Source organism: Prevotella sp. ICM33 (assembly GCF_000517825.1).
Classification (GTDB): Bacteria; Bacteroidota; Bacteroidia; order Bacteroidales; family Bacteroidaceae; genus Prevotella; species Prevotella melaninogenica.
In genome coordinates, this window is the sequence record NZ_JACD01000049.1 from 1 (window position 1) to 22,624 (window position 22,624).

Below are 22,624 nucleotides of genomic sequence, written 5' to 3' on the forward strand. Positions count from 1 at the left end.
TATGATTACCATTATAATTCAGAATTCATAATCCATAATTCATAATTATGATTACTCTATAAGTCATATTCATGGTTCTTCCGCTAAATGTGTGGACGCTTTTCGTATCACTTTAACGGAAGAATCAAAGTTACTCACTAAACAAAAACTTGGCTAAGATAGTTAACATTCTATCCTATTATCATCCTCTGACATTGAAAACCTTTTCATTTTAAGACTTCGAAAATCTGTAGACGAGAGTTTGAAAAATCATTACATAATTTCAAGGAAAACATCTATAACTAACGGCAAAAATACATATGCGAAGTGGTTTTGTAACCATAAGGAAATCAATTAGTTATAAAATAGTAAAGTAAAAGGTGCTTAATAGGACTTCAAAAGGGCGTTAGTAAGGGGCTTAAAGGGCACCTTTTGCAAGTCAATTGGGCGTCTTTTAGAAGCTAAAAGAGCATGTGTTGGTTTTGAACTGTACGAAAATAGTTTACAAAAAATCAATTACATGGGAATGATTCGTTTGTAAAAGACAGATAAACATCGCATCTAATTACATTTATTATGTAGTTTATTCCCCTTTATAAAACCAGCTAATTGAGGCTAATCATAGCATGTATGTGGATTAATCACTAATAGAATCTTTGTATTGCTGTTTTATCTTTTCTTCGAGTTCTCCTAAGGATTGCTTGCTGTTGAGGAGACTCTTGATAAGGCGATAGCCCAACCATATCAAGATCATGCCAACAAGGGCAAAGAGATATTGGAGTACGATACTGTTGACAATAGTCTTGGTATAGTTCTCGCAGATGACAAAACCTGCTATTAAGATGACATAGTCAATCCAGCCTGAACCTTTATAGCTCTGGGAAATACGCTGATACTCTTCGTTGTTGGCAAGAACCTCTTTGCGATTCTCTGCCCATTTCTTTTCAAATTCTTCGTTGGTCATGGGGTTGTTGGGTGTTGGGTGTTGAATGTTGGGTGATGATGATTTGTGAGGATAGACTTATACTTTCATTAAATCGCTCATAACGGAGTCGCTAACATAGATGCCGTCACGGGTGAGATGGAGCCAACCATTGTCCTCTTTCAACAAACCTTGTTGTTGTAAAGGCTTGGCAAGGCGCATGAGATAAGTATAGTATTCAGTAGAGAGCGTTGAGAGATTTATTCCTTCACATGTGCGAAGGGCGGTCATAATCATGTCATTGTAATGTGTATCTGCATCGATTATCTCCTCCTCGCAAGGAAGTCTGTCTTCCTCAATAGCAGCGATATATGCCTTGGTATCTGCTATATTCCAACTCCTTTTGCCATTGCTGTAGGAATGGGCAGAGGTCCCGATGCCTATATAAGGGACATTGTGCCAATACGAACTATTGTGTTGAGAACGGTAGGGACTTTGAACTTTGAACTTTGAACTTTGAACATTGAGGTTTGAACTTTGACCTTTAAGCTTGGCAAAGTTACTAATCTCATATTGTTCATAACCAGCTTCGGCTAAGCGGTCGATGAGAGTATCGTACATCTGACGATAAAGTTCATCGTCCATATCCTTGACCTTTCCCGCTTGAAGAAGGCGATAGAGGGGAGTCCCTTCTTCGTACATAAGACTATATGCAGAGATATGTTCAATGTCTAAAGCAAGCAGTCGTTCAATATCTTCTTTCCATTCTTCAAGTGTCTCATTGGGAAAACCAAACATAAGGTCTACTGATATGTTCTTGATGTTTACACTTCTTAGACGCTTTACAGCAGTTTCCACCTCGTCAGCTGTATGTCTACGATGCAGGAAACGTAGGCGTTCATCAGAGAAAGTCTGCGCTCCCATAGAGATACGATTGATAGGAAGGGAACGCAAGTTCTGTGCAAATTCCTCCGTTATATCATCGGGGTTACACTCCATTGTGACTTCAATAGGAGTCGCTGTGGTACAAGTGTTGTTCTTTGTATCCCATTCTAAACCAATGTGATACACGTTTTCTATCGTCTGGAATATCTTTTGTAGGCTCTCAAAAGAAAGCTGTGAAGGAGTCCCACCACCCAAATAGATAGTTGACAAACCGCCTATTCTTTCACCAGAGTTATTGCTATTCTTCTCCGCACGCAGTTCCATCTCATGGCAGATAGCATTCACATAGCGTTCTTCTACAGAAAACCTTTCGTCCTTCTTCTTGGCTGGCACAGTAGAATAGAAGCCACAATAAATGCAGCGACTGGCACAGAAAGGTATGTGAATGTATAATCCTAACATGATAAGTGTATATACGTATATATTAATGTATGCCTTACAAGAATTAATGCAAATGTACTAATAAGTTTTAAAAGATTTCGTTTTTTTCGTAAGAAACTTTGGTGCTTTCGATGAAAATGTATAACTTAGACCGCAGAATTGATGAGCTACGGCTTGTCCCTTGAGACGAAATAAATTATTACTAACAGCTTAAATCTATCAGATATGAGAGTATATCAGACAAACGAGATTAAGAACATTGCCTTGGTTGGCAGTGCCGGTAGCGGCAAGACTACTCTTGCCGAAAGTATGTTGTTCGAAGCTGGTGTCATTAAGCGACGCGGTTCAGTAGAAGCTAAGAATACTGTTAGCGATTATTTCCCTGTTGAACAGGAGTATGGCTATTCAGTGTTCCCAACGGTATTCCATGTTGAGTGGAATAATAAGAAGCTGAATATCATCGACTGTCCGGGTAGTGATGACTTCGTTGGTGGCGCGATTACTGCCCTTAATGTAACCGATGAGGCTGTTATTCTTATCAATGGTCAGTATGGACCAGAGGTCGGAACACAGAACAATTTCCGTTATACCGAGAAGCTCAAGAAGCCTGTTATCTTCCTTATTAACCAGTTGGATTCTGACAAGTGCGACTTTGATAACCTTATTTCCACCATGCAGGAGATTTATGGTTCAAAGTGTGTTCCTGTACAATATCCTATCGAAACAGGTCCTGGCTTTAATAGTTTGATTGATGTTCTGTTGATGAAGAAATACAGCTGGAAGCCAGAAGGTGGCGAACCTATCATTGAGGATATTCCTGCTGACCAGATGCCAAAGGCAATGGAACTACATAAAGCACTCGTTGAGGCTGCTGCCGAGAATGATGAGGGCTTGATGGAGAAGTTCTTTGAAGAGGAAACATTGACAGAAGATGAGTTGCGTACAGGTATTCGTAAGGGTCTTGTAACGCGTTCTATCTTCCCTGTTTTCTGCGTATGTGCAGGTAAGAGCATGGGTGTTCGTCGTCTGATGGAGTTCTTAGGCAATGTTGTTCCTTTCGTTGATGAGATGCCTAAGATTCATAATACACGTGGTGAGGAAGTTACGCCAGACAGTAATGGTCCAGAGTCTCTCTACTTCTTCAAGACGGGTATGGAACCACATATTGGTGAAGTTAGCTATTTCAAGGTGATGAGTGGTTGTGTGAAGTCTGGTGACGACTTGACTAACTCTGACCGTGGTTCAAAGGAACGTATGGGACAGCTATATGCTTGTGCAGGTGCTAATCGTATTGCTGTTGACCAGTTAAATGCTGGTGACTTAGGTTGTACCGTGAAGTTGAAGGATGTAAAGACTGGTAATACCTTGAATGGTAAGGGTACTGACCAACGTTTTGACTTCATTAAATATCCAAACTCTAAATACTCTCGTGCCGTTGAAGCTAAGAGTTCACAGGAGACTGAGAAGCTCATGGCTGCATTATTAAAGATGCGTCAGGAAGACCCTACATGGGTTGTTGAGCAGAGTAAGGAGTTGAAGCAGACTATCGTCCATGGACAGGGCGAGTTCCACCTACGTACTTTGAAGTGGCGTTTGGAGAACAATGAGAAACTTCAGGTGACTTTCAAGGAGCCAAAGATTCCATATCGTGAGACAATTACCAAGCAGTCAAAGGCTGAGTACCGTCATAAGAAACAGAGTGGTGGTGCTGGTCAGTTTGGTGAGGTGCACTTGATTGTTGAACCATACGCAGAGGGCATGCCTGATCCAACAACCTATAAGTTCAACGGACAGGAGTTTAAGATGAATATCAAGGGACGTGAAGAGCGCGACCTTCCTTGGGGTGGTAAACTTGTGTTCATCAACTCTGTTGTCGGCGGTGCTATTGATGCTCGCTTTATGCCAGCTATCTTAAAGGGTGTGATGGATTGTATGGAGCGTGGTCCACTGACAGGTAGCTATGCACGTGATGTACGTGTGATAGTCTTCGATGGTAAGATGCACCCAGTTGACTCTAATGAACTTTCATTCACTTTGGCTGCTCGTCATGCGTTCTCAGACGCTTTCAAGGCTGCAGGACCAAAGATTCTCGAGCCAATCTATGACTTAGAGGTGTATGTTCCAGGTGACTATATGGGTGACGTAATGAGCGACTTACAGGGACGTCGTGCCATGATTATGGGTATGGACTCTGAGGCAGGTTATCAGAAGTTACAAGCAAAGATTCCTTTGAAAGAACTTGCTAACTATAGTATCTCACTGAGTTCTCTCACTGGTGGTCGTGCAAGTTTCACAACAAAGTTCGCAAGTTACGAGCTTGTTCCAAATGATATCCAGCAGAAGTTGATTGCTGAGCATGAGGCAGAAGTAAAGGATGAGGAAGAATAGTCCTCCAATTTTAGACTAATATAATTAAAGAGGTTGATTCGAAGGCTACGCAATGTAGCATTAGAATCAACCTCTTTTCTGTTTATTAGTATGTCAGTATTGAATAATGAATGTGTGCTTATTGGTTCTTAGTTGTTACAAAGATGACCTTCTCCTCTCATTTTTAGCCATTGTGTTAAGCCTCCGCACATGTCGTGTTGATGCTCCGCACATAGCGTGCTAAGCCTTAGCACCACATGTGCGCATACTAAATACGATGCAAAGGAGTTGCTAAGACTCACCAAGTTAAGCCCAAATCGGTCATTAGACCACACTGTGCATGATTCTTATTAGCTAAATGAACTGATTTTGGATGACAATATGATAACAGTCAGTTGTAGTATAAAGGGTTGTTCACCTTTGATAAGTGGTATTACTTCATTAGATAATAATAAAGTGGAATCCCTATTATTGGGGTAAAGAAACCGCAAAAGCCTAAGTATAATAATTTTAAAGACCAAGGCTTACCATGCGTTATAAACGGCATCAAAATGAGGGTTATCAATAAGAAAATAACTTCTAAAAGTGCCATATAAACGGGTTTTATTCAGAGCAAAAATAAAACTTTATTAGGAATAATGCAAGTTATTTCTCGAATTTCTTATCTTTATTAATAAACAAAGAGGCTATATCTCGATGAATATAGCCTCTTTGTAAATATATGAAGTTTAGTTGGTTAAACCAACTTGCCAGCTAAACTTGAATCTTTTAGATGTTCTACTTGTTAGGTACAGCAAACTTGTCGCCAGTCTGTTTTACCAGTTCACGCTTAAAGTAGTCGCTGTAACCCGTACGCTTTACACGCTCGCCAAGACCTGTTGAAGTGCGGAGGAACTTGCCATCCTTCTCAGGCTTAACAGCCATATCATTGAACTTCACAATCAGATGGATAGCCAACTGACGCCAACGTGTAATCATTTCGTTACTCTTCTGAACAGAGTAATCGTTGAGATACTTCACTGCAGCTGCCTTGTCGGTGGCATAGAGTGCTTCTGCCTTCGCCTCCACACCCTTTTGTGCTGCGAGGAAAGCGTTGTCAAGTGAGTCGCGCACCTCTTTTAATGCAGGGAAGAGCTGAGAGTAGCGAGGGTAAACCATGTTGCTAACCCAGTTGCATACCCAGAAAGCATTCTTATCAGAGAAGGTTACCGCATCAGCTCCTGGTGTGTTGAAACACTCTGCACGCTCTGTATTGCTGCAATAGATAGGCACGTAAGCAACCATGTTACCATCATCGTTACCGAACCAAAGGATACCACCAATCTCGCGTGGCAACCATGAACGGAGCTGTGCAATGTAAGAGAAACCTGTCTGCTGGGTTGAGATAGGGCGTTCGTTGAAGTACTGCTTGCCATCTACCTCAAACTTTAATGGGGTAGGGCGGTAAGGAGAATCCCAGATACCCTGTGCTATATCCTTATCGAGTGACAGAGGAGTGCCCTCATAGTGGTCGCGCATACAAGCTTCCATCTTAGGTAAATCGACCTTCTTGTCAGGTGCAATCCAAAGTGGCATATCCTCTGCGTTAGGGTCTTTTCCCAACGCCCATGGCAACCAACGTGACATGTCTTTGAAATGATTCAGATAGCTCCATACACGAGCATCGCACCAACGACGGCCACCGAAGTCAGGTGCTGCATAGGTCATCTTCCAGTTGAAGTCTTTATCTTTGCCAGTGAACCAGCCCTTTGAACGTGCAAAGCTGATGCAGTTCTTAGAAGTGATGACCTCTGTATTGTAAGTTGAGAACTGACCGATGCGGCTCTGGTTAGCATGAGCAGAAACCATGCCATCAGGGATGCGGACAGCAACCCACACAACCTTCTGCTTCTTGTCGCCACCACAACCCTGCATCTCGAGCAACCATACCTCGTTAGGGTCAGCGATAGTGAAGGTCTCACCACCAGAGTTATAACCATAAGTCTCAACGAGTGAGGTCATTACCTTGATAGCCTCACGTGCAGTCTTACTACGTTGCAAACCAAGATACATCAATGAACCATAATCGATAATGCCACTCTTGTCAACCATTTCTTCACGGCCGCCATAGGTTGTTTCACCAATACTTACCTGATACTCATTGATGTTTCCAATGACATTGTATGTTACAGGAGCCTCTGGAATAAAACCATGGCTCTCGTGAGTGTCATAGTCAATAATCTCACGGCGGTCACCTTTTGCATGTGTGCCTGCTGGGTAATGACATAGGTTAGTAAACATGCCGTAATCATCAGCGGTGTAAGTAACAAAGACAGAACCGTCTGTTGTTGCTCCCTTTGTAGCAATGAGGTTTGTACACGCATTAGCATACGTAATCATTGTAAGGAAGAATAGTGTTGCAAATGATTTCTTCATACTCTACAATTTAATTGTTAATACTTTATTTTAGTCAGATATTCTTTCTTATTGTCGCGGTTGTCGGTTGCGATAATCTTCAACATTCGTTCCTTCCCAGTAGGGCGAACAGGGGTGTCTGCGAGGTTACAGAAGAATACTTCTTTGTTCTTTCCGAACTGTAGCATAATAAACTGCCCATCGAGATAAGCCTTGTAACCTTGTAAACCGCTACCTGTGTCAGTTATCTTAAAGGAGAGGTTGCGTGGGTTGAGATTCTGCTGTGTGATCGTTGGTGGGGTCTCATCGTAAGCAAGGAAGTAGGCATTTGCCAACTCGCGCATTCGTCCTGTAACCCAACCATTCGCATATATTCCACCGCAATAGGATGCTGGAGCATCAGCGTTCAAGCTGTTACGCATCGCAACATATAACTTCTTCGGATTATGTATCATACCAGTTGGCTTAATACTTATCTGTGCATAGTTGAAGAGTGGATAGGCTGCTTTAGAGAAACTATAAGCCATAGACAGCGTGCTGCTTGTGTTTCCGTGTCGTAATTGTAGCCAACCGTTCTTAGCAAGTAAGCCTTTCTGGATGTTCAGTCGTACTCCCTCAGCCTCAAAGTTATTGTCTTTGGCATAATAGAGTGGACTTACACCATCTGGAAGATGAACTATTGGAATAGCTTCTGGCTCACCCTTCACAGTGAAATCTTTTATTGTTTGATTGCCAAAGACGTCTTTTATGACGTAACGAAGGTGGTAGTCGCGTTGCTGATTGAAGTTGATAATACCCCTGTTAGCTCCTGCATGTAAGATAGGAAGAGTATTACCAGGTTCGATGTAAGACTTCATAAACCAAATCTTTGTAGAAAGGAAGTGGTCGTAATCACCCCACGAATTAACCATTCTGTGACAACTTGTAGGAATATTGTTCACATCAGAGGAAAAAACCAATTTACCATCACAATACAACTGTGTGTATCTTACTCCAAAATTATTATATACAGAGTCCATGTGATCACTGGCTCTTACACCAAAGCCCACCTTTCCCCATGCTTGGAAATGTCCTTTGTCAAATGTGAAGATACGTGAGTCTGAACTGTGTTGGAATACTCCTTCTCCTGGTTGAGGATAGGACTTAAATGAATAAACAGCAGGAGCAGTCTTGTCTTTAACGATACCCTTTAAGAAATTGAGTGGGTCGTAAAGGTTTCCATTTGTAGTCTTATGCATCTCTAAGTGGATGTGTGGACCTTGTGATGAACCTGTATTACCGCTAAGAGCGATAAACTGTCCTTTCTTTACAGGGAACTCTCCTGGTCGGAATTTAACGTCGCAAGCAAACTGTTGATGCTGGTATTGCCATTTACGAACGGCAGCTTCAATCTGTGGAGTGAAGCGATTGAGATGAACATAACAACTGGTATATCCATTGGGGTGAGTGACCAAGATAGCTCGTCCATAGCCATATTTCTCAACGATAGCACCAGAAATATAGCCATCAGCAATAGAATAGACGCCAAGATTTACTTCACGTTCGGTTTTGATATCAATACCTCCGTGGAAGTGGTTAGGTCGAGGCTCTCCAAAGTTGCCCGCCAATTGCACTGGAACGTGAACTGGTGAACCGAAAGGGAGTATGGATAATAAAATATTTAATAACAAGCTCATTGGCTATCAGATTCTTTCTTTTTATAGGTGTGTCTGCTGTCTTCCTCGTGGTAAGATTACAGAATCATTTCAGTAATTGCTTGTCTTTGTAGGCTCTGGGCTTACCATCATTGTCGAGGCGTATGGTGATAGTACCTGTTGTCCATTCCGTCATTGGTTCTTCCTCTGTGAATGGATAGGACTTGAGTACAATGCCATCTTCAATAACGACAATTCCTTGTTCTATAACGCCCATCGCTGTTTCAATGATGTTAGCACCGATACGTCTTATCGACTTTTTCCTGTCGGTCATAACTTATCGGGCTTGGTAGGTATCCCTCGTTCCTTCATTGCGTCAGCAGGTGTTCTTGTCGGTGGTCCTGCAGGCTGATTAGGGTCTGTTGGAGGACTGACAGGTTCACCACCAATCGTTCTGATTGGGTCGGACTCTTTCAAAGAATCAGTTGGTTGTGTTGTCTCCTGTTTTCGAACATGCATACGGACAAGATGAATGTTATTGAGGATAAGCATCTTGAAAGTAGTTGTAGGCTGTTGTCCCTTCAACATTAGGAAGTAGCCACGAATGTTCTTGATGCGCAAAGAATCCCCAACATCAATCGTCATCGTGTTGTGGGAGTCTGACGTAATATGCTGGTATTGTGTGACGATACTATCATTTGAATAAGTAACAGCCATCATGATAATCGCATCACGCATACCATCTTGAATGATAAACTGTGAATCGAAACTCAGGAGGAGTCGGTCGCCCTTGTGGAAGGCTGTGTCTGCTTTGATTTCAAAGGACTCACGGTCTACTGGAGGATATGGAGAAAGTATTAATGTGCGGTTACCACGCCAGATATCGGTAGTATCTCCCTTTGAAGTAATATCACCATATTGCGCCAATTCACTCTCTGATACACCCTGTGCACGTGCCTCGTTTTCCAGTCGTTTGCTGAGTTCAACATAGATGTCATGTAGCTTCTCGGTATGTCGCATGTAGTATTGAAGAGACTTATCGAACTTCTCTTCTGATACGTCATACTTCTTCATCACAGCGAGTTTAAAGGCTTGTTGCCTGACATCTGTATAGCCTTCACGATTGGCTATTGCCATGGAGAGGTGGTAATCGTAGAGCATATCCTCCATCTCTGAAGGTTGGATATACTCAGAAGGGATAGAAGGTTTACAGCTTACAACGAAGAATGCAAGCAGTAACCAACAAAGAGTGGCGAAGGAACGAACCAGATTTTTACTTCTCATTATCTATCTACTGATTATCAGTAATGTTTTCTTTATCAGCAACCTTCTTGTCCTTAGCTGGTACCCAACCGTTGAAATCCTTTCGAAAAGCAAGAATAATCGTAATGACACCCACAGAGATGCAGGAGTCTGCAAAGTTGAATATTGGTGAGAAGAAGGTGAATGACTCACCACCCCAGAGTGGGAACCAGTCTGGGAATGTGCCGTGGAAGAGTGGGAAATAGAACATATCTACTACCTTACCCATCAGTACAGGCGCATAGCCTTCTCCCCATGAAACGAGGGTAGCTGGTGTGGCTCCTTCTATGTAATAGGGTGTAGAGGCAGTAAAGAGCTGACCATAGAAGAGGGAATCGAAGATATTACCCGCAGCACCTGCAGTTATCATAGACAAGACAACGATATAAGCCATTCTTGCTCCGTGTTTGATACGATTAGAAATGTACCAAATAAGGAAGCCAATGGCAACGATGCGGAAGATGCTAAGGAAGAGTTTGCTTCCTAATTCCATACCCCATGCCATACCATTGTTCTCGATAAATTGTATCTGGAACCAATCGAAGATATGGATAGATTCGCCTAAATTCATATTAAGCTTGACAACAACCTTGATAATTTGGTCTATCACAATCAATAGAATAATTAGCAAGGTGGCTATCAAGCTTTGTTTTTTCTGTTTACTCATTAGTGATTTTTATTTGCCATCTTGGATGCTACGCTCAGTGTTGCATGTGGTACTATGCGCAGTCTTTCCTTTGGAATAAGCTCTCCAGTGATACGATCAATGCCGTAAGTCTTATTATTGATTCTGACAAGTGCAGCCTGGAGGGCTTGGATAAACTTCTGCTGACGTTGTGCCATCTGTACCAGTTCTTCCTTAGTTTGGTTTGAACTGCCTTCTTCCAACGCTTTATAGGTTGGTGATGTGTCATTAACGTCGTTTGTATTCTTGTTCATCAGAATCTTCATCGTCTCGTCGTAGTCAGACTTGGCTATCGCCAACTTGTCATTTACTATCGTGCGGAACTCCTCGAGTTCCTCATCGGTATAACGCTTCTTAGTTTCCATAAAGTAAAGAATTGAATTAGGTTGTGAAAGTAATCTGTAATATTTTGAGGTTGTCGAAAGCCTGATAATAGGGACGTGTACGAGACACGTCCACTATTGTTCTTAGCTTATAGATGTACGACTCGTACACCCCGACTATTTCATTTAGCTCTTTTTGATTTCTATATGGAGGTTGAATTCATCAAACTCAACATCAGCTCCATTGTTCTCTGCAAGTGTAATGTCATTAGCGAGAACCTGTGCTTTAATCAGTTCGCCGAATGACTCTACAGCTGCTGCTGCCTCTGCTTGTGGCTCAATAATGACAGAGATGCGGTCGGTAATCTCAAGACCAGTCTCCTTACGGAGGTTCTGGATGCGATTGATTAACTCACGTGCCATACCCTCACGACGGAGTTCTTCTGTCAGTTCAACTTCAAGTGCAACGGTCAAGTTACCCTCGTTGCTTACCAACCAGCCTGGGATATCTTCTGAGATGATTTCAACATCTGCAGCCTCTACCTTGATTGGCTGACCTTCTAACTCGAAGTTGAATTCGCCTGCAGCTTCCAATGTAGCAATCTCTTCCTGTGAAAGAGCATCCATATGGGCTGCTACCTGCTTCATCAGCTTACCAAACTTCTTACCCATGACACGGAAGTTACACTTCACTTTCTTAACAAGGATGCCCTGTCCCTCAACGAAAGTAAGGTCTTTAACGTTCACCTCGTGCTTGATAAGGTCTGCTACAGCTTCGATGTGTTTCTTCTGAGTTGCGTCGATAGCAGGAACCATAATCTGTGCCAATGGCTGGCGTACCTTAATATTCACCTTACGACGCAGCGCGAGAACCATTGAGGTGATGCGCTGTGCCATATCCATACGTGCCTCAAGGTCAGCATCAATAACAGACTCGTCTGCTACTGGCCAGCGATCCAAGTGGATGCTTTCCGAGTTACCACCCAAGTCTGAATAGAGCTGGTCAGCATAGAATGGAGCAAATGGAGCTAACAGGCGTGCAACAGTCATCAAACAAGTGTACAATGTGTCGTATGCACTCTTCTTGTCAGCACTCATTTCTTTACCCCAGAAACGTTTACGGTTCAAGCGAACGTACCAGTTACTAAGGTCGTTGTTCACAAATGAGTCGATAAGGCGACCTGCACGTGTTGGGTCGAAGTCCTCTAACTCAGCAGTCACACCCTTGATGAGTGAGTTAAGTTTAGAGATAATCCAACGGTCAATCTCTGGTGCATCAGCCTTCACTGCCTCACATGTTGAGGCATCATAGCCATCAACATTAGCATAAAGAGCAAAGAAGCTATACGTATTATATAAGGTACCGAAGAACTTACGGCGACACTCGTCAACACCTTCTGGGTCGAACTTCAAGTTATCCCATGGTTCGCTGTTCGTCATCATATAGAAACGTACAGGGTCGGCACCATACTTATTCATCATCTCAAATGGGTTGGTAACGTTACCCACGTGCTTACTCATCTTGTTACCCTTTGCATCGAGCACAAGACCTGTTGAAATCACGTTCTTAAAGGCAACGGAGTCAAACACCATTGTTGCTATTGCATGAAGTGTGAAGAACCAACCACGAGTCTGGTCAACACCCTCGTTAATGAAGTCTGCAGGGAAGAATGCTGGTGGAACAGCTATACCCTCATAGCATGAGTGTACCAACTGATCACGATATTCAGCCTCAGTCTTACCCGTAGCCTTCAAGCCTTCTGCATTAATCTCACCCTCAAATGGATAATGGAGCTGCGCATATGGCATAGAACCACTATCGAACCAAACGTCAATGAGGTCTGATTCGCGATGCATTGGCTTTCCTTCATCATTTACGAGGACGATATCGTCAACGTATGGACGGTGAAGATCAATCTTATCATAGTTCTCTTGGCTGAAATCACCAACAACGAAGCCCGCCTCTTTCAGTGGATTCTTCTCCATGATACCCGCAGCAACAGACTTTTCAATCTCGTTGTAAAGTTCCTCTACAGAACCAATACACTTCTCGCCACGGTTTTCATCACGCCAGATAGGCAATGGGGTTCCCCAGAAACGTGAACGGCTGAGGTTCCAGTCATTCAAGTTCTCAAGCCAGTTGCCGAATCGACCAGTACCAGTTGATTCTGGTTGCCAACGGATAGTCTTGTTCAACTCTACCATGCGTTCCTTCTTAGCAGTGTCCTTGATGAACCAACTGTCGAGAGGGTAGTAGAGGATAGGTTTGTCTGTACGCCAGCAGTGAGGATAGTTGTGTACATGCTTCTGAATATTGAAAGCTGTACCTTCCTGCTTCATCTCCATACAGATAATGATGTTCAGGTCTTCTTCCTTCTCTGAAGCCTTCTTATCCCATACGCCATCAGGGTTGAAGCGTGGGTCGTATGAGTTCTTTACATAGTCGCCAGCGTGGTGACCATATGCTTTCTCATCAACACAAGCCTTAACGAAGTTCTGGTCTAACTCGTCGATAGTAAAGTATTTACCCTGCAGGTCAACCATTGGACGAGTCTGTCCCTTCTTTGAAATCAGATAAAGTGCAGGGATGTTTGCATCCTTTGCCACCTTAGCATCGTCCGCACCGAAGGTAGGAGCAATGTGTACAATACCTGTACCATCATCTGTAGTGACGTAATCGCCAAGGATGATACGGAAAGCCTCACTCTCCATCTCCACAAACTTATCACGACCATCTTCGCTTGCAAACACCTTCTCTGGGTGAGCTGCAGCATAGTCGTTCACAAACTTTGGTGCAAAGTCACCTGTCTGCTCAACAGGCTTTACCCAAGGCATCAACTGCTGATAGTGTAATCCTTCAAGTTCTGTACCCATCACACGACCTACGATACGATAAGGAACATACTTGTCACCACGATCGTAGGCTGGTAATTCGCCACCATCGGTAATCTCACCTTCTGACTTCAGATAGGCAGCTACACGGCTTGCAGCCATAACGAGTGTCAACTTCTCGGCATCGTATGGGTTATAGGTCTCAACAATAACGTATTCAATCTTTGGACCAACACAAAGTGCAACGTTTGAAGGCAATGTCCAAGGTGTGGTTGTCCATGCAACAAAGCAAGGCTTACCCCATGTCTCCTTTGGTAAATTAGCCTTTTCAGCCAATGCTTTCCAATCCTCTGTAGGGATAGCAAACTGTGCTGTGACGGTAGTATCCTTTACATCACGATAGCAACCTGGCTGGTTCAGCTCATGGCTTGACAAACCTGTACCTGCACCTGGTGAATAAGGCTGGATGGTATAGCCCTTATACAGCAAGCCCTTGTTATAGAGTTGCTTGAGAAGCCACCACAGTGTCTCAATATATTTGTTATCGTAAGTAATGTATGGATGCTCCATATCAACGAAATAGCCCATCTCCTCTGTCAACTGCTTCCATTCAGCAGTAAACTTCATTACATTCTCACGACACTTATGGTTGTATTCCTCTGTTGAGATATATTTGTCAGATGCGTGGTTGTCGATATCTTTCTTCGTGATACCCAACTCTTTTTCTACACCCAACTCTACAGGCAATCCATGAGTATCCCAACCCGCCTTGCGATGCACTTGGAAACCTTGCATAGTCTTGTAGCGGTTGAAAGTATCCTTAATTGCACGTGCCAATACGTGGTGAATACCAGGATGTCCATTAGCTGATGGAGGTCCCTCGAAGAAGATGAACTGTGGGTCGCCCTCACGCTCATCAATACTCTTGTGGAAGATATCTTTCTTCTCCCACTCTTTCAATACTTCCTGATTTGTGCTAACAAGGTCAAGTCCCTTGTGCTCGGCGAATTTCTTTGCCATACTATCTAATTGTTTTGCTTATTTTCTAAATACTTGCAAAGATACAAATAACAACTGAAACTACCAAACTTTTTATTATATGAAAGACAATGCACTTTCTTTCATGCAAAGTATTATTAGTTGGTATCTTTCTTATGGCATTATATCTCATATCGTAAGGATAATTTCTTATAAGGTCAACAAACTCTAATTTTGTATTAAGGTGTAGTACATTATTATAATATAGTAGATAAGTATGCGTGCTGTTTGCATATATGTTTTATGGACAATTATGGCTTTTGTCATAGTTCTTAATAGGTTTTAATAAAAATATTGGAAAAAGTTTCAATATTATGATATTAATTGTTATCTTTGCACTCAAGAAAGAGAGTTAAGGGTGTAATTATATATCAAAAGAAGCATATATCTTCTGTTTGATAGATAAATATGCTGAATATAAAGGTATTATATAAGGATTTGTTTTCTTTAATCACCTGTTTGTTATTGGACTATTTGATAGAAAGATACAAGTTTTCTCTTTGATACTAACTAAAAGAACGAATAACAAATATATATCTAAATATTAACTTATTATAAATGAAACTTATATTATGAGTAGAAAATCAGGAGTGTTTTTAATGCTTGTTCTGACAGTTTTGTTGTCTTCCATTTCTATAAATGTAAAGGCACAAGGTCAGGACGGTAATTTCCAGTGGGTTGGTAATGATCCCTCAACGGTCATTGCTAATTCAAATCCAGACAAGAACAAAGTTTATTTGTATAATGTTGGTACTGGTAAGTATTTGAATGTAGGTGATGTTTGGGGTACCGCTATTAATGCCTATGATGTTGGTTTGGAGTTGAAATTAAACAGTGTAGGAGCTGATACCTATACTATTCAGGGTGCGTTGACAACTACAGATGGAAACTTTTTGGGTTTCCCTTATGTTAAATCTAAAGACGATAATGTAGACAAGCAGTCAAGCTGGGATCGTGTTTTCTGTGATCGTACGACAAATAATGCAAATGTACACTGGATTATCAAACCGGCAAGTAATTATAGTGCAACAAACAAGATTTATACCCTTTATTGTGATAATAGCAATGTACCAAGTGGACCAGTACCAGATGATCCAACTGATCACTATGTTCACCCAACAACTGTAAATGTAACGGGTAATCGTTATCTTGTAGTAAAGTCTGGTGTTTCAAGCTCTAATCGTATTTTATATGACTATCCTACAGCAGATCCTTCAGCTATTGGTAATAAAAATGGTGAATGGAAGCTTGTAACACTTGATGATTTAAAAAAGGCCTTTAAAGCTCAGTTTGCTTCTGCTGAGGCACCTGCTGACGCAACCTTCTTGATGTCTGACCCTGATTTTGTTAGAAGTCATAAGGGTATTCTTAACTGGACTGTAACTGGTTTCCACACTACTCCACAAAAGGATAATGGTGGTAAGGAGATCTATGCCTTCGATGTTACGTCTTCAAATACTTCTCCAAATACCTATTATGTCGGTGTAGGACAGTTAAATAAGTGGCCAGACGGGTATACAAGATTTTATGGTAGCTACTGGAATGCTTCAATTAGGAATCTTGGTAATAATGCTCAGGCAAATGGTACTGTTAGTCAGGAAGTAACCACTCTAAAGAAGGGATGGTATAGGGTTTCATGTGATGGTTTCTTTAGTCCCGATACAGGAAGTGGCATGAAGGCGAGTCTGTTTGCTAATGTTGATAACACAACAGATGGTCGTTCAAACGTTTCTGCTGTGTTAAATACTTTTGGTAATGAATTTACATATGACGAAGATGCCTTGACAAATACCTATAAAACAGCTGATGCTAATGCAGAAAAAGAAAGTCCATACGTGAAGGCAGCTAAGCTTTTTGAAAAAGGCAGCTATAATAACTCTATCCTTGTTTATGTACCAGCTGATGGTGATATGTTAAATGTTGGTATAAAAGTTGAGGGTTCTAATAAGCCACTTGACTGGACTGTTTTCGACAACTTCCAGTTGAAGTATTGTGGTGATAATGATATGATTTTGGATGAGGATCAGACTTCTCTTGGATATCTTAATCAGCAGGGATTGCTTACAACAAATGCTTACACGCTTATCCTCAAGCGTAAGCTTACTCCAGGGCAGTGGGCATCTATCACTCTTCCTGTAAATCTTACTGCTGCTCAATTTAAGACTGCTTTCGGTGATCAGGCTAAGTTGTCTACTTTCGTTGGTCAAGATGCTGTAAAGACTCTTCGTCTTAATTTTAAGTCAGTAGATCTCTCTAATGATAATGATGTTGTTTTGAAGGCAAATACGCTTTACATCATGAAGACCACGCGTGCTGCAACAGTAGCAACTGGCTCATATGAGAAAACGTTGTCAGATAATAGTAAGCTAACTATCTCAGCACCTTATTATACAATCAATAACGTAGTACCTGTTAATCTCACTCCTTCTGAGACATTCAAGGAGGCAGCAAAGGCTTCGTCTACAGTGAATGGAACTGTTCAGTTCTGTGGCTCATTTGTTAGTAAAACTGGTTTTATTCCTGCTCAGTCTTATGTGATTGGTGCAAAAGACGGAAAGTGGTATTATACAAACAAAGCTCTTGATGTTAAGGGCTTCAGAAGCTGGATAGAAGTTAATGGCAGTACTCCTGCAAAGGCTCTCTCAATCTTTGTTGATGATGAGGATGTGACAAGAACCGTGACTGGTATTGAAGGTATTGGAGTTGCTGCAGATCACAACGCTGTTAAGACTCCTGTATACAACCTCCAAGGACAGAAGGTGGCTGAGAATGATTCTCAATTGAACACTTTGCCAGCTGGTGTTTATATTGTAAATAACAAAAAGGTATTCGTTAAGTAATTAAGGTCATGAAAAAAGAATATATAAAGCCTACTACTATAGAGAGTTCTGTATTAGCAGATGAAATCATGTTGAGTCCTTTCTCTAAGATTGATAATACCGGTAATGGTGGTAGTGATGGTGAAATCTTTAAGCCTATTGATGGTAATCCAGAGGATGACGAGGTAGGTGCTAAGCCAGAAATTCCACTTTGGGAAGTATTTCAGTCTAACGTGTGGGATGACTAATAGTTAAGTGATACGACAGCATAGAAAGGTGTCTGTTAAGATAATCTCTTTAGTGTGCTGTTGCTGTTAACCACTGAGAAGGTAAGAGGCGGTATCAAGTTTATTTTGATATTGCCTCTTTTCTTTTGCTCTTACTGCTAAATTTAAGACAAATCAGTTAGGAAGGACGGAGTAGAGTGTTTTCTTTTCCTCATATAAGATTCTTGAATTGTAAAGAAAAATCATATCTTTGATTTTTATAGATGCTTAATAGGAGTCTTATTAACGCCCTTTTGGTTTCTAAAAGATGCTCTTTAAGCCTCTTACTAACGCCCTTTTGAAGTCTTATTAAGCACCTTTTATTACGCTGTTTTGGAACTATTTGATTTAGTGATAGTTACAACTGCAAGCGAATGGCTCTTTTTTCGAGTAAAAAGGTGTGCTTTAGAGAGTATTTTTGTATAGTTTTTTCAGCGTCTTTCGTTGTCAGTTGAGACCTCTTGAAACAAATAACGGATGCACAATCGTGCATCCGCATTAAATTTACTTAGAACTATAATAAAGTCACAGTTTATTTTTCTTTATTTATCTCTGTTGAGCTTGTGGTGAAACTTTGCTGATAATGCCTTGTTTTAGGCTCTCTTTTCTTTGTAGCTATAGCCACAAGTAACGTTGATAAATCTTTATGATTAATGTCTTTTTACAATGTTTTTGTATTATAAATGGGTATGGATAGCCTTGTCATTTCTTCTATAGCTCAGCTCCACTTACCAACCTTATTCATGGTTTTACTATTGGTTACACCACGCTTAGTGTATTTTGAGACGGGGACTTTAGTTCAGTTCCTCTTTCTCGTTCATTGTCTCAAGGCAGTGAGGACAGATACCTTTATAATAAAGCTGTGTGTCATCAATTCTAAAACCCTTGCCAATTTCGCCAGTATAGCGTGGCATTTCCATTGCCTCAAAGTCATAAACCTTCTCACAACGCTTGCAGAAGAAGTGTGCATGTGGCTCGGTAACGCCATCGTAGCATACGCGGTGGTCATCAATGGTAATCATTGATGCCGCTCCGTGTTCTGACAACATTCTCAATGTGTTATAAACGGTTGTACGGCTCACCGTTGGAAGTTGTTTCTTCAATGCAAGGAAAACCTCCTCCACTGTAGGGTGGGTGTGATGAGTAGCGAGATACTTCATGATTGCTACACGCTGTATAGATGGGCGAATACCTAATGCTATTAATTTGTTATATACTGAATCCACTGTTGTCTACCTTTTTATCAATTTATACTAAATATATTTCCACTAATCATAATAAATCACCCGAATTAAAACGAATGATTGATAGAATATCACTGCAAAGGTACGAATTTTGTGTAAAACTGACAAATATTATATTGGAAAAACTACAGATATTGTAGGAGTAGACGAGTGAACAAGTAGACGAGTGAACGAGTTACTTGTGAGAAAGACAGGGTAGCATAGTAGTTTGATAAGAGAACAGTTTGCTCAGAGAAAGACACAGTAACAGAGGAACGATGGAGGAATAATAACATAATGAGTAACTTATCCACTTCTCAATTTGTATGCAATAAAGAGTGTTCTTATGTTACTTTGTCTTCTTTACAAGCAATTTATTCACTTGTTAACTTGTATGCATTAAATGTGTTCTTATGTTACTTTGTCTTCTTCACATGTAACTTGTTCCTTTGTCATCTTTTCACTTGTGTGCTTTGTTAGAACGGATAAAAGTGTTACTTTTGTATTTGATAAATGTTTAAAGTGTATACATAAAGATGATTTAGGATGAAAGAAGTTAGTTACAAAGATTTAAAGTTTAATCCGTTCAACCTTTTAGGAAAGGAATGGATGTTGTTATCTGCTGGTAATGAGCAGGATGGGTGTAATACGATGACAATTAGTTGGGGACATATTGGCTGTATGTGGGGCCATAACGACCCAACAGTTGTTGCCTATATACGTGCCAGTCGCTATACAAAGACTTTCGTGGATAAGGAAGATTACTTTACGCTTTGCGTGATGGATACCTCTTTTAAGAAGCAAATGGCTTATCTTGGTTCTGTCTCAGGACGTGATGAGAATAAGATAGAGAAGGCTGGACTGACAAAGGTTTTTGCTGATAATAGTGTTTATTTTAAGGAGGCTAAGTTAGTGCTTGTTTGTAAGAAAGAGTATGCTGCAGACCTAAAGGAAAGTGGTTTTATTGATAAGGAGGTTTTTGAACAGGCTTATCCTAATGGCGACCTTCATACGATGTATGTTGGTAAGATTGAAAAAATACTCGTTCGTGACGATGAGTATCTTGGTTAGTAAACAAGTGAACAAGTAGACAAGTTTACTATTTGCTTGTAATAAAAGATGAATTGTAAGAGGCAAAAGGTTTATAAGGGAATGAAAATAGGGTATATCTTTATCATTCTATTGCTTCTTGTAGCCTGCAAACCTTATGATGATTATAAGGAAAGGGGGCATTGGAAGCAACTGAAAGAGAATGAGCGAATAGGTTTTTATTGGCGGCATAATGACAAAATCTATGCCGCCTTAGGTGATTCTGCCGTCCTTATCAAGTATGTTAAGCCTATGGAAGATGTCGATATAACGACCTTCTATGTGAATAAAGAAACTACCAATGGGATGGAGAATTATGCTAAGGATAAGAAGAATGTTTATTATCCTTTGCATGTAATAGCTGTTGATGCTGACAGCTATGGTTATGAGTATGCTACAGAGCCTATTGTCAAGGGTGCCTCTCCCTCTTCTTTTAGATATGTCGGGGATGGGAAAGGAACAGATGGGTATACGATGTATAGATATGGTAGGCGAGAAGACAAGTGAAGGAGTAGACAAGTTTACCAGTTGCTTGTAATAAAAGATGGTGTATCATGGTAATAGACATAGTAACAAAGGTAACGTGATAATTTAATAAGTAACTTGTTCACGTCCTTTGTTATTATGTCTTTTTTTTATCTTTTACACAAGCAACTGGTTCACCTATCTACTTGTTTACTTTGTTATTTTGTCTTTTTTATACAGTAAACTTGTTCACTTCTTCATTATTCTGTCCTTAATAGGATAGGTGTTGAGGCTCCGCACATGTGGTGCTAAGGCTTCGCACGAGTGGTGCTAACCAACAGCACAAGGCGTGCGGCACAACAATACCGCTGTAGAAGATGGGGTATAAGCTGATTGATAGACGAGTTTAAGAGTAGGAAAGTTGCTTGTTAAATTTTCATTTCCTTTTTTCTATCTTTCTCACAAGCAACTCGTCTACTTGTCCACTTGTCCACTCGTCCACTTATTTAATATCATCGTATGCGCGAATAGCCTGAAGGAAACGTGCATTGACATCCTCGAAAGTATAAAGACCGTCAGTATTCTGATTGAGACCCTTCAACTTTAAGGAGAATACTTGTGGAGCATGCTGCAGGTCGAGTAGGGACATCTGCTTAAGTTGGTCTGTACTCTGATAAACAAGGTTTACGGCTATATAAGCTTTACCAGCAGCGTCGACCCACTTCTCTAAGACAAGTTTTGAACCGATAGGAGTCTTCTTCTCGATAGAGTTAGGAAGTGAATATTCCTCAACACCAAGGGCAGCATCAACACTTGCAATGTTTGAGTCGTGACCACAGAGGAAAGTGAACTTACGGTCTTTGTCGTTCAACTCATCGTACATATACTGCAAAAGTGGGTGAGCCACGTTAACAGCAACGATCGGAGCAGTGAAAAGTACGTCGCCATACACGTCTTTAACCTTAGCAATCTTAGTCCAATCCTCAGTTGTGAGTTTATGACCAAAGGCAGCTTTCATGCCATCTGGCTCCTCATAATACTGGAGGATAAAGGCGTCAGAAGCAGAGTTAGCATTCTTCAACGAACCCTTCATTCCTGGCTCTTGGTTGAGTTCAAGCGTAATTTGTGTATCGTTATTGACGAAGTCTTTTATTTCTCCTTTCTTATAATACTCACTTTGCTTCATGTCTAAGACCTTAGCAATGAGATCGTAGCTCTCCTTTAGACTTTTGTTGATACCAACGAGTCCTTCCTTACCACCCATAGCATTGATTTGCTTCATAGCCTCAGTGCGGAAAGCCTCAGTACTCTTTGTAAGACGAGGGAAGAAGATTGGGTCCATCTTAGATGGTACATAGCGGTGGTTCACACGTAGGTTAGCCACTGGCATGAAGCCACCAGAGAAGTATTGTGCAGTAGCGATACAACGCTGCATAGAGTTGGCATAGACATTTACTTCGTCAATTGTTGGAACATAGTTATCCTTAAACAATCCCGTTTCGATAGTCCATTTGCGGAAGAACTGTCCCATCTCGGTTTCAAGTACACCACCTCTGAGTGTCAGTTCGCTGGCTGCAGATGACCAATTTGTCCACTCGTGTGGAGTCATCTTGCTCAGTGCAGAACCATTGGTTGATAGTGGTGAGCGGATGTTATGACGAGAGAGAATAACAACTTCCTTTAGTTTGTATTTTCCTTTGAATGCCTCAGAACGCTGAAGCTGTGCCTGTGCTAATGCTGGACAAATGATTGTCAGTATTAAAAGGAGTAAGAGTGAATTAAGTTTTCTCATTGTAGTAAGAGTTTGATTAATTCATAATTCATAATTATGATTACTTCAGATGCTTATGATAAGGGTATTACTATTAACTATAGATAAATCACCTATCTTTATAGCAAACAATGGTAATCATAATTATGAATTATGGATTATGAATTCTGAATTATAATGGTAATCATA

At 41.0% G+C, this 22,624-nt stretch carries 17 protein-coding genes; 5 read left to right on the top strand and 12 right to left on the bottom strand.

Annotated features, from left to right (window positions below; all coding sequences use genetic code 11):
• Positions 1–616: 616 nt before the first annotated feature.
• Positions 617–943 carry a hypothetical protein gene (locus tag HMPREF1505_RS05470; RefSeq protein WP_036923612.1) on the bottom strand — a complete coding sequence of 109 codons (327 nt, stop codon included), beginning with the start codon at positions 941–943 and terminating at the stop codon, positions 617–619.
• 57 nt (positions 944–1,000) lie between these two features.
• Positions 1,001–2,248, bottom strand: a complete 1,248-nt coding sequence (hemW, locus tag HMPREF1505_RS05475; RefSeq protein WP_036923614.1) for a radical SAM family heme chaperone HemW — start codon at positions 2,246–2,248, stop codon at positions 1,001–1,003.
• Positions 2,249–2,452: 204 nt separating this feature from the next.
• On the opposite strand from hemW, the gene HMPREF1505_RS05480 reads away from it, so the two are divergent.
• Complete coding sequence (locus HMPREF1505_RS05480) at positions 2,453–4,615, top strand: translation factor GTPase family protein (protein WP_036923616.1); 2,163 nt, start codon at positions 2,453–2,455, stop codon at positions 4,613–4,615.
• Between the two features lie 756 nt (positions 4,616–5,371).
• Here HMPREF1505_RS05480 and HMPREF1505_RS05485 read toward each other — a convergent pair.
• From HMPREF1505_RS05485 to ileS, 7 genes are all read right to left on the bottom strand, one after another.
• On the bottom strand, positions 5,372–7,009 hold the full coding sequence (locus HMPREF1505_RS05485; RefSeq protein ID WP_036923618.1) for a dipeptidase: 1,638 nt from the start codon (positions 7,007–7,009) through the stop codon (positions 5,372–5,374).
• Between the two features lie 17 nt (positions 7,010–7,026).
• Entirely contained in the window at positions 7,027–8,664 is a 1,638-nt protein-coding gene (locus tag HMPREF1505_RS05490; protein WP_036923620.1) for a M23 family metallopeptidase, read from the bottom strand.
• 64 nt (positions 8,665–8,728) lie between these two features.
• On the bottom strand, positions 8,729–8,956 hold the full coding sequence (locus HMPREF1505_RS05495) for a hypothetical protein (protein WP_036923622.1): 228 nt from the start codon (positions 8,954–8,956) through the stop codon (positions 8,729–8,731).
• Positions 8,953–9,906, bottom strand: a complete 954-nt coding sequence (locus HMPREF1505_RS05500; protein ID WP_036923624.1) for a DUF4296 domain-containing protein — start codon at positions 9,904–9,906, stop codon at positions 8,953–8,955. Before HMPREF1505_RS05500 ends, HMPREF1505_RS05495 begins: the two co-directional genes overlap by 4 nt.
• Before the next feature lie 7 nt (positions 9,907–9,913).
• Positions 9,914–10,591 (bottom strand): lipoprotein signal peptidase, encoded by a 678-nt coding sequence (locus HMPREF1505_RS05505; protein WP_013265655.1) that lies wholly within the window; start codon positions 10,589–10,591, stop codon positions 9,914–9,916.
• Positions 10,591–10,974, bottom strand: coding sequence for a molecular chaperone DnaK (locus tag HMPREF1505_RS05510; protein WP_013265473.1), 384 nt, complete (start codon positions 10,972–10,974; stop codon positions 10,591–10,593). The genes HMPREF1505_RS05505 and HMPREF1505_RS05510 overlap by 1 nt, the downstream gene beginning before the upstream one ends.
• 144 nt (positions 10,975–11,118) lie before the next feature.
• Positions 11,119–14,784, bottom strand: a complete 3,666-nt coding sequence (gene ileS / locus HMPREF1505_RS05515; RefSeq protein ID WP_036923627.1) for an isoleucine--tRNA ligase — start codon at positions 14,782–14,784, stop codon at positions 11,119–11,121.
• A gap of 590 nt (positions 14,785–15,374) precedes the next feature.
• Here ileS and HMPREF1505_RS05520 point away from each other — a divergent pair.
• Positions 15,375–17,642 carry a hypothetical protein gene (locus tag HMPREF1505_RS05520; protein ID WP_036923629.1) on the top strand — a complete coding sequence of 756 codons (2,268 nt, stop codon included), beginning with the start codon at positions 15,375–15,377 and terminating at the stop codon, positions 17,640–17,642.
• Between the two features lie 8 nt (positions 17,643–17,650).
• A complete protein-coding gene (locus HMPREF1505_RS05525; RefSeq protein ID WP_036923631.1) occupies positions 17,651–17,869 on the top strand; it encodes a hypothetical protein in 219 nt (72 codons plus the stop codon).
• Positions 17,870–18,681: 812 nt separating this feature from the next.
• Here HMPREF1505_RS05525 and HMPREF1505_RS05530 read toward each other — a convergent pair.
• Both HMPREF1505_RS05530 and HMPREF1505_RS13125 read right to left on the bottom strand, forming a co-directional pair.
• Positions 18,682–19,113, bottom strand: coding sequence for a Fur family transcriptional regulator (locus HMPREF1505_RS05530; protein ID WP_036923633.1), 432 nt, complete (start codon positions 19,111–19,113; stop codon positions 18,682–18,684).
• A gap of 143 nt (positions 19,114–19,256) precedes the next feature.
• Positions 19,257–19,424: a hypothetical protein gene (locus HMPREF1505_RS13125; protein ID WP_155948915.1), complete on the bottom strand. Its 168-nt coding sequence runs from the start codon at positions 19,422–19,424 to the stop codon at positions 19,257–19,259.
• Positions 19,425–19,656: 232 nt separating this feature from the next.
• Here HMPREF1505_RS13125 and HMPREF1505_RS05535 point away from each other — a divergent pair, with 232 nt between their 5' ends.
• Entirely contained in the window at positions 19,657–20,181 is a 525-nt protein-coding gene (locus HMPREF1505_RS05535; RefSeq protein ID WP_036863603.1) for a flavin reductase family protein, read from the top strand.
• An 81-nt stretch (positions 20,182–20,262) separates the two neighbouring features.
• Positions 20,263–20,706 carry a DKNYY domain-containing protein gene (locus HMPREF1505_RS05540; RefSeq protein ID WP_036923635.1) on the top strand — a complete coding sequence of 148 codons (444 nt, stop codon included), beginning with the start codon at positions 20,263–20,265 and terminating at the stop codon, positions 20,704–20,706.
• A gap of 460 nt (positions 20,707–21,166) precedes the next feature.
• On the opposite strand, the gene HMPREF1505_RS05545 is transcribed toward HMPREF1505_RS05540, so the two are convergent.
• A complete protein-coding gene (locus HMPREF1505_RS05545) occupies positions 21,167–22,456 on the bottom strand; it encodes a histidine-type phosphatase (RefSeq protein WP_036923637.1) in 1,290 nt (429 codons plus the stop codon).
• Between the last annotated feature and the right edge of the window lie 168 nt (positions 22,457–22,624).

What these genes read in the sequence shown, in the direction of transcription:
- HMPREF1505_RS05470 (WP_036923612.1), bottom strand. Translation starts at nt 943, where the DNA reads ATGACCAACGAAGAATTTGAAAAGAAATGGGCAGAGAATCGCAAAGAG.
- hemW (WP_036923614.1), bottom strand. Translation starts at nt 2,248, where the DNA reads ATGTTAGGATTATACATTCACATACCTTTCTGTGCCAGTCGCTGCATT.
- HMPREF1505_RS05480 (WP_036923616.1), top strand. Translation starts at nt 2,453, where the DNA reads ATGAGAGTATATCAGACAAACGAGATTAAGAACATTGCCTTGGTTGGC.
- HMPREF1505_RS05485 (WP_036923618.1), bottom strand. Translation starts at nt 7,009, where the DNA reads ATGAAGAAATCATTTGCAACACTATTCTTCCTTACAATGATTACGTAT.
- HMPREF1505_RS05490 (WP_036923620.1), bottom strand. Translation starts at nt 8,664, where the DNA reads ATGAGCTTGTTATTAAATATTTTATTATCCATACTCCCTTTCGGTTCA.
- HMPREF1505_RS05495 (WP_036923622.1), bottom strand. Translation starts at nt 8,956, where the DNA reads ATGACCGACAGGAAAAAGTCGATAAGACGTATCGGTGCTAACATCATT.
- HMPREF1505_RS05500 (WP_036923624.1), bottom strand. Translation starts at nt 9,906, where the DNA reads ATGAGAAGTAAAAATCTGGTTCGTTCCTTCGCCACTCTTTGTTGGTTA.
- HMPREF1505_RS05505 (WP_013265655.1), bottom strand. Translation starts at nt 10,591, where the DNA reads ATGAGTAAACAGAAAAAACAAAGCTTGATAGCCACCTTGCTAATTATT.
- HMPREF1505_RS05510 (WP_013265473.1), bottom strand. Translation starts at nt 10,974, where the DNA reads ATGGAAACTAAGAAGCGTTATACCGATGAGGAACTCGAGGAGTTCCGC.
- ileS (WP_036923627.1), bottom strand. Translation starts at nt 14,784, where the DNA reads ATGGCAAAGAAATTCGCCGAGCACAAGGGACTTGACCTTGTTAGCACA.
- HMPREF1505_RS05520 (WP_036923629.1), top strand. Translation starts at nt 15,375, where the DNA reads ATGAGTAGAAAATCAGGAGTGTTTTTAATGCTTGTTCTGACAGTTTTG.
- HMPREF1505_RS05525 (WP_036923631.1), top strand. Translation starts at nt 17,651, where the DNA reads ATGAAAAAAGAATATATAAAGCCTACTACTATAGAGAGTTCTGTATTA.
- HMPREF1505_RS05535 (WP_036863603.1), top strand. Translation starts at nt 19,657, where the DNA reads ATGAAAGAAGTTAGTTACAAAGATTTAAAGTTTAATCCGTTCAACCTT.
- HMPREF1505_RS05540 (WP_036923635.1), top strand. Translation starts at nt 20,263, where the DNA reads ATGAAAATAGGGTATATCTTTATCATTCTATTGCTTCTTGTAGCCTGC.
- HMPREF1505_RS05545 (WP_036923637.1), bottom strand. Translation starts at nt 22,456, where the DNA reads ATGAGAAAACTTAATTCACTCTTACTCCTTTTAATACTGACAATCATT.